The organism is Amycolatopsis sp. WAC 04169 (assembly GCF_003947535.1).
GTDB classification, from domain to species: Bacteria; Actinomycetota; Actinomycetes; order Mycobacteriales; family Pseudonocardiaceae; genus Amycolatopsis; species Amycolatopsis keratiniphila.
In genome coordinates this window covers 24654-36935 of the sequence record NZ_QHJI01000014.1, presented here as the reverse complement: position 1 = coordinate 36935, position 12282 = coordinate 24654, and the positions used below count along the sequence as shown (strand labels likewise).

The following is a 12282-nucleotide window of genomic DNA, read 5'->3' as shown; positions in this document are numbered from 1 at the left end:
CTACCGCATTCAGAGGACTACTTGCGTTCGTCGAGGGGGCGGGCGTTGAGGTGGTCGGCGAGCAGCTTCCGGGCGATCTCTTCCGGATCCTGCTCGGGCGGGAGTGGCGGAGGAGGCGGCGCGGGGCTCGCGTCCTCGTTGTAGAGGTCCTCGTCCTCCTCGACCGGCTCGGGCGGGAGCGGGATGTCCGGCTCGCTCGTCGTCACCTTCGGCCGCTGAGGCTCCGGCTTCGGCGTGGGAGGCGCCGGAGGCGCGCTGGGCGCTTCGGCGGACCGGCGGGTGAAGGAACGCTCGGGCGCGGGTGGCGGCGGCGCGGCCTTCGGCGCGGCGGCCTGCCGGGCCGGCGCGGCGCCGTGGACGCAGCGCACCTGCCAGTCGCCGCCGAAGACCTCCTTCAACGCGGCCGCGACCCGCTCCGCGTTGTGCGGCTCGGAAAGCCGCCGGGCCAGCGGCTCCGCGTTGTGCGTGAGGGTGACGGCGCGCCCTTCGACGCTCACGACGCTCGCCTGCGTGAGCATCGCTTCGGTACTGCGGCCGCCCGGCACCTTACGGATCGCGGCGAGCACCTGCGGCCACTTGCCGCGGATACCGTCCGCGTCGGTCGCATCGCCCGAAGCCGCGGCCGGAGCGGGTGCGGGTGCGGCGGGAGGCGGCGTCGGCGCGGAAGGACGTTGCGGAGCGGGTCGCTCGGCGACCGGCTCGGGTCGCGCGGCGGGTTGGGGCGCCGGTGCCTGCTGCGGTGCGGGCGTAGCGGCTCGTTGCGACGGCCGCTGGAACTCGCGGACGGGCTCCCCCGAGGGCGGAGCGGCCGGGGCGGGCGCGGACTGCGCCACCGGAGCGGCTTGAGCGGGAGCGGCGGCGGGCGCCGGTGCCGAAGCGGCGCGACGCTCGAGCCGTTCGAGGCGGGCGAGCAACGCGTCGGTGCTCTCGGCGACCGACGGCAGCAGCATCCGCGCCGTCAGCAGCTCCAGCACCAGCCGCGGCGAGGTCGCGCCCCGCATCTCCAAGAGTCCATTGTGGACGATGTCGGCGTAACGCGAGAGCGTGGCGGGCTCCAGTTTGCCCGCCTGCTCCTTCATCTTCTTGAGCTCGTCGTCCGGCGCGGAGACGAGGCCGCGTTCCCCCGCGTCCGGCACCGAACGCAGCATCACCAGGTCACGCAGGCGGTCGAGCAGGTCGGTGGCGAACCGGCGCGGGTCGTGCCCGGCCTCGGCGAGCCGCTCGACGGTGCCGAACACGGCGGCCGCGTCGTCCGCGGCCAGCGCGTCGACCATGCCGTCGATGAGCGCGACGTCGGTGACGCCCAGCAACGACACCGCGCGCGAGTAGTCGACGCCGTCCGGCCCGGCGCCGGCCAGCAGCTGGTCGAGCACCGACTGCGTGTCCCGCGCCGAACCCCCGCCCGCGCGGATGACCAGCGGATACACCGCGGGCTCGACCTTCGCGCCCTCGGCGGCGACGTTGCGTTCCAGCAGTTCGCGCATGGAGCTGGGCGGGATCAGCCGGAAGGGGTAGTGGTGCGTCCGCGACCGGATGGTGGGGAGCACCTTGTCCGGTTCGGTGGTCGCGAAGATGAAGATCAGGTGCTCCGGCGGCTCTTCCACGATCTTCAGCAGGGCGTTGAAGCCCTGCGTGGTGACCATGTGCGCCTCGTCGATGATGAAGACGCGGTAGCGCGAGTCGGCCGGGGCGTAGAAGGCCCTGTCCCGCAGCTCGCGGGCGTCGTCGACACCACCGTGGCTGGCCGCGTCGAGCTCGGTGACGTCGACACTGCCGGGGCCTTCGGGCGCGAGGTTGCGGCACGAGTTGCACTCGCCGCACGGATCCGGTGTCGGGCCCTTCGCACAGTTCAACGACCGCGCCATGATGCGGGCGCTGGACGTCTTGCCGCAGCCGCGCGGGCCGGAGAAGAGGTAGGCGTGGTTGATGCGACCGGCGGCCAGCGCGGTGCGCAGCGGATCGGTCACATGCTCCTGCCCGACGACCTCGGCGAAGGTAGCCGGACGGTACTTTCGGTATAGAGCTAGAGCCACGCGGCGAGACTACCGGGAAGGTCCGACGGTGAGACCAGCACCGACCCCAGGCAGGTATCCGGTGCGCTTCGGCACCGCCGAACTGCTCCAGGACGCCGACCGCCCCAACGCCTGGATGATCTCGGTCGACGGCGTCGCCCAGTCGCACGTCAACCTCGACGACCCCTTGGATCTCGAGTTCGACTACATCCGCCGGATCGCCGACGTCGTCGACTGCCTCGGCGAAGGCCCGCTCGACGCGCTGCACGTCGGCGGGGCGGCCTGCACGCTGCCCCGTTACCTCGCCGCGGCGCGGCCGCGGTCACGGCAGCTGGTCTTCGACGCCGACGGTGAACTGGTCGCGCTCGTCCGCGAGCAGCTGGGATTGAAGGGGCTGAAGGTCCGCGTCGGCGACGGCCGCGAAGGCGTCTCCGGCAGGTACGACGCTTCGGCCGACCTGGTCATCGTGGACGCTTTCGAACGCGGAATCCTGGCCGGCGGGCTCGCGACCGTCGAGTTCACCAACGAGATCGCGCGGGTCCTCCGCCCGGCCGGGACCTACATCGCCAACGTGTCGGACGGGCCGAACCTGCCGTTCCTCCGCCGGTTCTTGGCGACGCTGGCGGATTCGTTCCCCCACCTGGCGATCTTGGCCGAGCCGGGGGTCCTCCGGGGGCGCCGGTTCGGGAACATCGTGGTCGCCGCTTCCCGTGTCGAGCTCCCCGTTGCGGACCTGACCCGCCGCGCCGCTTCGTCGGCGTATCCGGCGCGCTGCGTCGCGGGAGAAGACCTTCGTGACCTGCAAGGCAAGGCGAAACCCATCACGGACGCGGAAGCCCTGCCGTCGCCCGTGCCGCCGAAGGATGTGTTCGGGATCTTTTAGTCCCCCCAAAAAAGGGGATCCCGCGCACCCGTCAGAGCTTGCTTATCCTTGCTGCCTTCCGGCCCTGGGGAGGTTCACAAGATGGACGCCGCGCGGGATCCGAGGACCAGTGTAGTCACTCCCTCCCCGGCATGGAGGACAGTGGGGGGTATGAGTACTCCGACCTGGGAAGATGTCCTCAAGGCCGCCGAGGCCGTTCATCCGTTCGTGCGGCGCACGCCGGTGCTGCGCGCCGAGGTCGACGGGCGGCCGCTGGTCCTCAAGCTGGAACATCTGCAGCGGAGCGGATCGTTCAAACTGCGGGGCGCGGTGAACGCGCTGGTGAGCGGCCCGTTGCCGGAACGGGTGCTGACGGCGTCCGGCGGCAACCACGGGCTGGGTGTGGCGACGGCGGCTTCGCTGCTGAATCTGCCTGCGACGGTGTACGTGCCCGAGTCGGCTCCGCAAGCGAAGACGGACCGGATCGAGGCCGCTGGCGCGAAGCTCATCCGTCACGGAGCGACGTACGCCGAGGCAGCCGCGAAGGCGCTCGAAGCCGCTGTTGAGCCAGGTACGCGGTACCTGCACGCGTACGACGACCCTGACGTCGTCGCCGGTCAGGGCACCGTCGCGGCCGAAGTGGTCCAGGACGCGCCGGATGTCGACGCCTTCCTGGTCGCGGTCGGCGGTGGCGGGCTGGTCGCGGGGACGTCGCTGGCCGGGGTGCCGACGTTCGCCGTCGAGCCGGAGCGCTGCCGCGCGCTCGGCGCCGCGCTGGAGGCGGGTGAGCCGGTGGACGTGGAGATCGACTCGGTTGCCGCGTCCGCGTTGGGCGCGACCAGGGCCGGGGACGTGCCGTTCGCCGTGCTCCGGGACCGGGTGACATCCGTGCTGGTCAGCGACGAAGAACTGCTCGCCGCGCGGGACCGGCTCTGGGACGAGTTCCGCCTCGCCGTCGAGCCGGCCGCCGCGGTCCCGTTCGCCGCATGGCTGGCCGGGCGGACCGAGGGCGAGCTGCCCTGCGTCATCCTCTGCGGCGCTAACAGTGAGTGGAAGCCCTGAGCACGACCCGGAATTCCGTGTGACCCGGGCGGCTGGCGACGCCGACCTGCCCGCCGTGCGCGGCGACGACGGCCGCGACGATGGCCAGCCCGAGCCCGGTGCTGCCCGCCGCCCGCGACCGCGAGTCGTCGCCTCGGGCGAAACGTTCGAAGACCTCCGGGAGGATTTCCGGCGGGATCCCCGGTCCACCGTCGACAATGGACAGTGTCACCGTCGAGTCCACTATGGACAGCGTGGTGGCGACCTCGGTGCCCGCCGGGGTGTGCGTGCGCGCGTTGCCGAGCAGGTTGATCACCACCTGATGCAGCTGATCCGCGTCACCGAGGACGGTGATCGGTTCCGGCGGGACCTCCAGCAGCCATTTGTGCTCCGGCCCGGCGACATGCGCGTCGGCGACGGCGTCCGCGACCAGCCGGGAGAGGTCCACCGGCTGGTGCACCACCGGACGGCCGGAGTCGAGCCGCGCGAGCAGCAGCAGATCCTCGACCAGGCCGGTCATCCGCGTCGATTCCGACTCCACGCGGCCCATCGCGAACGCGACGTCCGGCGGCACCTCGGAGCCGGAGCGCCGGGTGAGTTCCGCGTAGCCGCGGATGGCCGCGAGCGGCGTCCGCAGTTCGTGGCTGGCGTCCGCGACGAACCGGCGCACCCGGCTTTCGCTGGCCTGCCGCGCGGACAGCGCGTCCGAGATGTGGCCCAGCATGCGGTTGAGCGCGAAACCGACCTTGCCGACCTCCGTCCGCGGATCCGTGTCCACTTCGGACACTCGCTCGGACAACGCGACCTCGCCGCGATCCAGCGGGAGTTCGGCGACCCTGGTCGCGGTGGCGGCCAGGCGGTCGAGGGGTTTCATGGTGCGCCGCACGGTCACCGCGCCGAGCGCGCCCGCCAGCAGGATGCCGCCGACGGCGACCCCGCCGAAGATGAAACCGAGGCTCCACAAGGTGTCCGTGACGTCCTTGGTCGGCAGCCCGGTGATCGAGACACCGCCGTTGGACGCCTGTTTGGCCACCACGCGGTACTCCCCGAGCGAGCCGAGATCCACGTCGGTGGGCTTGTCGGTCGGCGTCGACCGCAACAGGGCCGAGAGCTGGGCCGGGCCGATGGGGTCGTGCGGGAACGGGTCGGCGATCTTCGCGTCGTAACTGGACCGCAGTACCGCCGCGACCACGCGCCCGTCCGGGAGGAGGTTCACGAACAACGAACCGGTGCTCTGCCCGTACGCGCGAAGGCCTTCGGGAACCCTTTCCCCGCCTGGACGGCCCGGTGGCGGCGGGCGGCTGGCGCGTTCACTGGTCTCGGCGAGACGGGCGTCGAGCTGGTCGATCAGGAAGCTCCGCAACGCCAGTTCGGTGACCACGCCGACCACCAGGCAGACGAGCGCGAGCAGGCCCGCGACCTGCGCGATCAGCCGTCGCCGCAGGGACCACGGCCGCCTACCCCGCGGGTTTGAGGACATACCCGGCGCCGCGCATCGTGTGGATCATCGGTTCCCTGTCGGCGTCGATCTTCTTGCGGAGGTAGGAGATGTACAGCTCGACGATGTTGGCCTGGCCGCCGAAGTCGTAGCTCCACACGCGGTCGAGGATCTGCGCCTTGGACAGCACACGCTTCGGATTGCGCATGAGATAACGCAGCAGTTCGAACTCGGTCGCGGTCAGCGGCACCGGATCGCCGCCGCGGTGCACCTCGCGGCTGTCCTCGTCGAGGGTCAGGTCGCCGACGACGAGCGTCGACCCGCTCGGCCCGGCGACCCCGCCCGCGCGGCGGAGCAGCGCGCGCAACCGCAGCGCGACCTCCTCCAGGCTGAACGGTTTGGTGACGTAGTCGTCGCCGCCCGCGGTGAGCCCCGCGATCCGGTCCTCCACCGCGTCTTTCGCGGTCAGGAACAGCACCGGCAGGTTCGGCACCTCGGAACGCAGGCGGCGCAGGACTTCCAGGCCGCTCATATCCGGCAGCATGACGTCCAGCACCACGGCGTCCGGCCGGAATTCCCTGGCGACGCGGACCGCCTCGGTACCGTCGGCGGCGGTGCGGATGTCCCAGCCCTCCATGCGAAGCGCCATCGACACGAGTTCGGACAAGGTCGCCTCGTCGTCGACGACCAGCACCCGCACGGGGCTGCCGTCGGCACGGCGCAGGCCGGCCTTCGCGGATTCGGACGAAGGGACGTTCACACTGGTCATGGTGCCATCCTGGGCGGCGCCGATGAGGCCTCTCTGTGCGCCGGCTGTGCGTTTCCTGTGAACGATCACCCCGCCGTGGCGGAATCACAGCGCGTGCCCACCGGCGGCACAGCTCCCGCACAGCGACGGCGCCGACCATGGCCGCAACCGACCTTATGGAGGCGTCCAGATGACCGAACCGACCAAACCAGCCGAATGGGGCGCGCCAGCCCCGGAAGGCGAGCCCAAGAAGACCTGGTCGGGTCGCAAGACCGCGATCGCGGCCGGGGTGGCGGTGGTGATCGCCGCCGGCGGTGGCGCCGCGATCTGGGCCGGAACCGCCGCGAACGGCGCCGAACGCGGCGCGATGATGGGCGGTCCCGGCGGCGGCCGGGTGCTCATGGGCCCCGGCGGGGCGATGACGCGCGACACGCTGCACGGCGACTTCGTCGTCTCCGACGGCAAAGGCGGCTACAGCACCGAGCGGATGCAGACCGGCGAGATCACCGAAATCAGCGCGACCTCCGTCAGCCTGACCAGCAAGGACGGCTACAAGCAGGTCTACACGATCGACGCGTCGACCATGAAGACCGGCGAGCCCAAGGCCGGCGAGACGGTGATGGTGACCGCCAAGGTCACCGGGAACACCGCGACGGCGACGACCATCGGCAAGCCGGGGCAGAACCAGCGCGGCGGGCCGCCCGGACAGGGCCAGGACGGTCAGCGGCGCTACTGAGCCGCCACGGCGAGCAGCGCGGCGGCCGTTTCGGCGGGTTCCTGCCCGGAGGTGTCGAGGACGACGCGATCGCCGCCGGAACGCCGCATCCGGGCCGCCTCGGCGATCGCGCGCGCGGCCACCCGGTCCCGTATGCCGGGTGGCGCGCCGCGTAGCTCGTCGCCCGCCAGCAAGGCGGACTCGCCTTCGGCCCGGCGCCGGACCCGCTCGGTGAGCGTGGTGTCGTCCGCGTCGAGGTGGACGACGGTGACCGCGTCGAAGACCCGCCGGTGCTCCGGGCGGAATTCCCGGGCCACGACGATCAGCCGCTTCGCCCCCGCGTCGCGATAGCCGCGCCAGACGGCCGACAGCAGTGCCGCTTCCAGTGCCGGGTCCGGGCCGGGGTGCGCGAAGCCGAGTTGCGCGAGATCGACGTACGCGACGGGCACGTCCCGCTCCCACAGGTCCCGCAGCGCGCTGAACGCGGCGGTCGATTTGCCGACCGCTGTCGGACCGGTCACCACGGTCACCGGTCCGGGTTGCGGCTGTCCGAGCTCCGGCGACTGAACGGTTCCGTCTGCCACGGCACAGCGGTGGAACAGCGCTTCCACGGTCTGCTCGGGCCGCTGGCCGGTCGTGTCCATCGCCTCGCCGAAACCGGCGCGGTCGTAGACGTCCGCCACCGCGAAGAGGTCGGGCAGGGCCGCGGCGGGTGAGCCACGCCCGAGAAACCGGCGCCGGAGTTCGTCGCGATCGCACGTCAGCCGGATGAGCGTGAGGTCGAAGTCCAGGCTCTCGATGTACGGCTTCGCCGGGTCCACCACCCCGGACACGACGAGCTGCGCGACGCCCCGGGCACGCAGGACTTCCAGTACCCGCAGCAGGTTGGCCGCCTTGATCGCGTGCGCGGCGTCCCCGCCGCCGGGTGGCGGGCCGATCAGCCCGAGCTGGTCGATGTCGATGTACCCGACGCTCCCGCCCGCCTCCACGAGGCGGGTGTACAAACCCCAGGCGGTGGTCGATTTCCCGGTTCCCGGTGCCCCGGTCGTCCAGAGCACGGGTGTCTTCGCTGCCCCCATGGGTTTCGATCTTAGGAACCCCTGTCCAGTGAAATAGGGCAGAGTTGAGCCCGTGCGGGACATCAGTGGTTCGCTGGCGAGGCAGGCGTGCGCGGTCGCGGCCGTCTGCCTGGTCGCCGACGCCGGGCTGTTCCTCATCGCCGGGCCGCCGCTCTCGCTGGGCTGGCAGGCGTGGGTGGTCCTGATCGGCGGCATTCTCGCGAACGCCGCACTCGCCGGGCCTTCGCGGTATTCAGGCTGGGTTTCCGCCGCGCACGGCGCGTTGCTCACCGCCGCGCCGCTCCTGCTGTTCCCGTACGACCACTACCTGCAGGCCACCAACGCCGGTGTGCTGATCGCGGGTTATCGCGCGGGCGCCTGGCTTTCGACCAAACCGGCGCTGGCCGCGCTGGCGGCGATGCTCGCCGGGCTCGTCGCCTGCAACGTCATCCCGGTCGACCGCGCCGACCGGGACTGGCGGCTGCTGGTGATCGACGTCGGCGTGAGCGGGCTGCTGCCGTGGATGGTCGGCCGCTACACGACCGCGCGGCGCGCGTACATCGCCGATCTCCAGCGCGCGGAGGAACAGCGGCAGCAGCACGAAGCCGAGGCCGTCCGCCGTGCCGTCGTCGAAGAACGCACGACGATCGCCCGCGACCTGCACGACGTGATCTCCCACCACGTCAGCGCGATCGGCGTGCACGCCGGCGCCGCGCGGCTCGGGCTGCCGGAAGGCGAACCCGCCGTCCGGCGTTCGCTCTCGGCGGTCGAATCGTCGAGCCGGGCAGCGATGGCCGATCTGCGGCGCCTGCTGGATCTGTTGCACGGCAAGGAGAACGGCGACGCCCAGCGGCAGCCTGGGCTGGACAACCTCGACGAGCTGCTCGACAACCTCCGCACCGCCGGGCTGCCCGTGCGGCTGACCAGCCACGGCGGGCCGCGCGACCTCCCGGGTTCGGTGGACATCGCGCTGTACCGCATCGTGCAGGAGGCGCTGACGAACGCGCTCCGGCACGGCGCCGGCGGGATCGTCGAGATCGACCTCGCCTACCGGCAGACGGAAGTGCTCCTCACCATCACGAACGAGATCGGCCGCCCGAACGCGTCGGCCGAATCGACGAAACGCGGCCTCGCCGGGATCAGGCAGCGGGTCGCGTTGTTCGGCGGCCAGGCCGAATGCGGACCGCTCGACGACGGGCGGCACTGGCGGGTTCGAGTCGGTTTTCCTTTGGAGGCACAGTGATCCGGGTTCTGCTGGCCGACGACCACGCGATGTTCCGGTCCGGGATGCGCGCGGTGCTGGACACCCAGGCGGACTTCGAATGCGTCGGCGAGGCGGCGGACGGACGCGAGGCCGTCGCGCAGGCGGCCTCGCTGCGGCCGGACGTCGCGGTCCTCGACGTCCGGATGCCCAAATTGGACGGTCTGGCCGCGACCGAGGCGATCATGTCCGCGCCCGGCAACGACACCCGCGTTCTCGTGCTGACGACCTACGACTCCGACGAGTACGTCTACCGCGCGCTTCGCGCCGGTGCGAGCGGATTCCTGCTGAAGAGCCTCGCGCCCGAAGAGCTCGTCTCGGCCATGCGGGTGGCCGCACGCGGCGACGCGCTGATCGACCCGACGGTGACCCGGCGGCTGGTGTCGACCTTCGCCACCAGTATCGAACCCGCGGCCGCCGAACCGGCGGAGCTCGAACGGCTCACCTCACGCGAGCGCGAAGTCCTCCTGCTCGTCGCCGACGCCTCCAGCAACGCGGAGATCGCCGTGCGCCTGCATGTCGGCGAGGAGACGGTGAAGACCCACGTGTCCCGGATCCTGGCGAAACTCGGGCTGCGGGACAGGGTGCACGCCGTCGTCTACGCGTACCGCAACGGATTGGTGGGGAACTGACCCGGCGGGCTTGATCGGTTCGCCGGGCGGGGCGCCCGGTGCCAGAATCGCCACAGGGCACGTCGAGGCGGGGAGCTGTGGATGAAACGCTGGGTCACGCTCACGATCGGGCTGGTCTTCCTGCTGGTCGGCGGTGTCTGGGTGCTGCAGGGCGCCGGTGTGCTGACCGGCAGTTTCATGACCGGGCAGAAGCTGTGGTTCCTGATCGGGCTCGTCGCGTTCCTGGTCGGGGTGGTGCTGGTGGCGGCCACCGCCCGCCGCACTCGACAGACCTCCGGTGAGGACCGGGCCGACTAGCCACGGCCGCTATCGCCGGACACGCGTGATCAGGCGATCTTGAAGATCGGGTAGCCGGGCGCGATCTCCAGCAGCTTCTCGTCCGACGCCTTCGCGTCGACACCGTCGAAGAAGACACCGACCTCGAACTTCCAGCGCTTGAGGTATGCACGCAGGATCTCGGGCTTCTCGTGGTCGGCGAGTTCGGTGTAGGTGAACGTCTCGGTGCGGCGTCCGACGCTGAGCTGCCCCTCCCCGGCGACGCGCAGGTTCCGCACCCACTGCGTGACACCCCGCGGGGCGACCAGGTAGCGCTCGCCGTCCAGCTTCAGCAGGTTGACCGGGACGGAGCGCAGTTCGCCACTCTTGCGACCGCGGACCGAGAGCACCCGGCTGCCCAGCACGCTGACGCCGAGCCTCGTCAGCTTGAGCACGAACTCGTTGAACGCGTTGGTCGCCTTGGCAGGCTTCACGTAGCGGATCGCGGCGGGGGTCGTGGCGGTCATCTCGTCTCCTCGAAGTATGCGAGAGCGGTGCTCTCCGTTAAGAGCAGTGAACACCAGAGCAGTGCGCCATGTCAAGAGCAGTGCTCTCGTTTAGGTGCGATGCTCTACAGTGGGAGCATGGCCGCCACTCAGACCGCGCGCGAACGTGCCCGCGCCGAGCTCACCCGCGAGATCAAGGACGAAGCCCGCCGCCAGCTCGCCGAAGTCGGCGCGCTCGGCCTCTCACTCCGCGCGGTCGCGCGCGAGCTGGGCATGGTCTCGTCCGCGCTCTACCGGTACTTCTCCAGCCGCGAGGAGCTGCTGACCGCGCTGATCGTCGACGCGTACAACGCCGTCGGAGAAGCCGCGGAAGCGGCCGACGACCCGAAGAAGGCCCCACTGGAACGGTGGGCGTCGATCTGGCACGCGGTCCGAGCCTGGGCGAAGGCACACCCGCACGAGTACGCGCTGATCTACGGTTCGCCGATCCCCGGCTACCAGGCCCCGCAGGACACCGTCGCCCCCGCCGGCCGGGTGGCGTTCGCGCTGGTCGCGGTCCTGCGCGACGCGAACCTCCGCGTCGAGACCGAAGTCGGCGAGATGCCGGTCGAGCTGCTTCACCAGCTCGACACGCTCACCGAAATCCTCAAGGTCAACCTGGGCCCCGAGACCGCCTCCCGGCTGATCATGGCTTGGACCCAGCTGTTCGGGATGATCAACTTCGAGTTGTTCGGCCAGTACGTCGGCTCCGTCGACCCGGCGGACGCCTTCTTCGCGCACGGGGTCCGTCAGATGGCCGAGTTCACCGGGATCAAGATGACCGGCTGAGCGCGGTCCACGAGCGCATCAGCAGCTGGACGGCGTCGACGACGTCCTCGTCGCCCGTCCCCTCCGGGCTGAGGAAGCGCTGCAACAGGAGACCGTCCTCGAGCGCGTGCACGATCAGCGCGAGGAAGGCCGGATCGGCGGGCGGTTCCGCGCCTCGCGCGGCGAGCTCGGTCCGGATCGAGGTCTCCAGCAGTGCCCTTGTCGACTTCTCGCCTTCGCCGACGAGCGGGCGGGCGTCGGGATTCCGCAACGCGTACAGGGCCAGCTCGGTGCGCAGCGTCAGCCAGCCGGCGAGGTGTTCGGCGCGCTCGATGTTCCACGCGCGCAGCCGGTCCATCATCTCGGCGAAGGAGCCGACGCCGTCACGCAGCGCGGCGACCTCCTCGGCCTCGCGCTGGGTTCGGCGGCGCAGCAGCTCGACGACGAGCTCGTGTTTGCCGTCGAAATTGCCGTAGAAGGCACCGCGCGTGAAGCCCGCGCGCTCGGCGATCTGCTCGACGGACGTGCCGTTGACCCCGCGTTCGGAGAACAGCTCGGCGGCCGCCGCGAGCAGGCGCTGCCTGGTCTGCTCGCGGCTTTCCTCCCGCGTCAAGCGTTTCGCCGTCACATGGCGATCTTAGAGTTCGGGCTGGGGCTTCCGGCCGGACAGCCACACCCCGCCCGCGAGGACGGCGGCGGCGACCACGACGGCCAGGGCGGTGAGCGACCACAACGCCTGGCTCGCCAGGAACGCGGCGACCGCGCCGAAGAGAACGGCGACGAGGAGCAACGGCGTGGTCCGGACGGCTGCGGCGGCGGGGACGGTGGCCATGGGAGGTTTCCCTTCGGGGGTGGTGCGCGGAACACTCGGTTTTCGCGGAGGAGACCTCGGCGGCTCGGTGGCCTTACGCCGGGTGGGCCACGGATCACCCGTCCGGGCGAGATAC

At 71.1% G+C, this 12282-nt stretch carries 14 protein-coding genes and 1 other RNA gene; 7 read left to right on the top strand and 8 right to left on the bottom strand.

Features of this window, described 5'->3' with window-relative positions:
• Positions 1 to 17 precede the first annotated feature (17 nt).
• Positions 18 to 2033 (bottom strand): DNA polymerase III subunit gamma and tau, encoded by a 2016-nt coding sequence (locus tag DMC61_RS34950; RefSeq protein WP_125694779.1) that lies wholly within the window; start codon positions 2031 to 2033, stop codon positions 18 to 20.
• Between the two features lie 28 nt (positions 2034 to 2061).
• Here DMC61_RS34950 and DMC61_RS34945 point away from each other — a divergent pair, with 28 nt between their 5' ends.
• On the top strand, positions 2062 to 2895 hold the full coding sequence (locus tag DMC61_RS34945) for a spermidine synthase (protein WP_125694777.1): 834 nt from the start codon (positions 2062 to 2064) through the stop codon (positions 2893 to 2895).
• Between the two features lie 9 nt (positions 2896 to 2904).
• Here DMC61_RS34945 and ffs read toward each other — a convergent pair.
• Positions 2905 to 2999, bottom strand: an RNA gene (ffs, locus tag DMC61_RS34940) — signal recognition particle sRNA small type.
• 46 nt (positions 3000 to 3045) lie between these two features.
• On the opposite strand from ffs, the gene DMC61_RS34935 reads away from it, so the two are divergent.
• Positions 3046 to 3936 (top strand): serine/threonine dehydratase, encoded by an 891-nt coding sequence (locus tag DMC61_RS34935; protein ID WP_125694775.1) that lies wholly within the window; start codon positions 3046 to 3048, stop codon positions 3934 to 3936.
• Here the strand turns inward: DMC61_RS34935 and DMC61_RS34930 are convergent.
• Together DMC61_RS34930 and DMC61_RS34925 are read right to left on the bottom strand one after the other, a co-directional pair.
• Complete coding sequence (locus DMC61_RS34930) at positions 3914 to 5395, bottom strand: cell wall metabolism sensor histidine kinase WalK (protein ID WP_125694773.1); 1482 nt, start codon at positions 5393 to 5395, stop codon at positions 3914 to 3916. The two genes, DMC61_RS34935 and DMC61_RS34930, sit on opposite strands and share 23 nt — an antisense overlap.
• Entirely contained in the window at positions 5373 to 6122 is a 750-nt protein-coding gene (locus DMC61_RS34925; protein WP_125694771.1) for a response regulator transcription factor, read from the bottom strand. The genes DMC61_RS34930 and DMC61_RS34925 overlap by 23 nt, the downstream gene beginning before the upstream one ends.
• A gap of 169 nt (positions 6123 to 6291) precedes the next feature.
• Here DMC61_RS34925 and DMC61_RS34920 point away from each other — a divergent pair, with 169 nt between their 5' ends.
• Positions 6292 to 6837, top strand: coding sequence for a hypothetical protein (locus DMC61_RS34920; protein ID WP_125694769.1), 546 nt, complete (start codon positions 6292 to 6294; stop codon positions 6835 to 6837).
• Here the strand turns inward: DMC61_RS34920 and DMC61_RS34915 are convergent.
• The gene (locus DMC61_RS34915) at positions 6831 to 7895 is read right to left on the bottom strand and encodes a hypothetical protein (protein ID WP_125694767.1); all 1065 of its coding nucleotides are present in this window, start codon (positions 7893 to 7895) and stop codon (positions 6831 to 6833) included. The genes DMC61_RS34920 and DMC61_RS34915 overlap by 7 nt on opposite strands.
• A gap of 52 nt (positions 7896 to 7947) precedes the next feature.
• On the opposite strand from DMC61_RS34915, the gene DMC61_RS34910 reads away from it, so the two are divergent.
• The 3 genes from DMC61_RS34910 to DMC61_RS34900 all read left to right on the top strand — a co-directional run bounded on the left by DMC61_RS34910 (position 7948) and on the right by DMC61_RS34900 (position 10064).
• Positions 7948 to 9117 (top strand): sensor histidine kinase, encoded by a 1170-nt coding sequence (locus DMC61_RS34910; protein ID WP_125694765.1) that lies wholly within the window; start codon positions 7948 to 7950, stop codon positions 9115 to 9117.
• On the top strand, positions 9114 to 9767 hold the full coding sequence (locus DMC61_RS34905; protein ID WP_016337954.1) for a response regulator transcription factor: 654 nt from the start codon (positions 9114 to 9116) through the stop codon (positions 9765 to 9767). The genes DMC61_RS34910 and DMC61_RS34905 overlap by 4 nt, the downstream gene beginning before the upstream one ends.
• Positions 9768 to 9848: 81 nt before the next feature.
• A complete protein-coding gene (locus DMC61_RS34900) occupies positions 9849 to 10064 on the top strand; it encodes a hypothetical protein (RefSeq protein WP_016337955.1) in 216 nt (71 codons plus the stop codon).
• Between the two features lie 29 nt (positions 10065 to 10093).
• Here the strand turns inward: DMC61_RS34900 and DMC61_RS34895 are convergent, their stop codons facing one another.
• On the bottom strand, positions 10094 to 10549 hold the full coding sequence (locus DMC61_RS34895) for a nitroreductase family deazaflavin-dependent oxidoreductase (RefSeq protein ID WP_125694763.1): 456 nt from the start codon (positions 10547 to 10549) through the stop codon (positions 10094 to 10096).
• Between the two features lie 117 nt (positions 10550 to 10666).
• On the opposite strand from DMC61_RS34895, the gene DMC61_RS34890 reads away from it, so the two are divergent.
• A complete protein-coding gene (locus DMC61_RS34890) occupies positions 10667 to 11356 on the top strand; it encodes a TetR/AcrR family transcriptional regulator (RefSeq protein WP_199750171.1) in 690 nt (229 codons plus the stop codon).
• On the opposite strand, the gene DMC61_RS34885 is transcribed toward DMC61_RS34890, so the two are convergent.
• Positions 11340 to 11963 carry a TetR/AcrR family transcriptional regulator gene (locus DMC61_RS34885; protein WP_125694759.1) on the bottom strand — a complete coding sequence of 208 codons (624 nt, stop codon included), beginning with the start codon at positions 11961 to 11963 and terminating at the stop codon, positions 11340 to 11342. The two genes, DMC61_RS34890 and DMC61_RS34885, sit on opposite strands and share 17 nt — an antisense overlap.
• Before the next feature lie 9 nt (positions 11964 to 11972).
• Positions 11973 to 12167, bottom strand: coding sequence for a hypothetical protein (locus DMC61_RS34880; protein WP_016337959.1), 195 nt, complete (start codon positions 12165 to 12167; stop codon positions 11973 to 11975).
• Positions 12168 to 12282 lie beyond the last annotated feature (115 nt).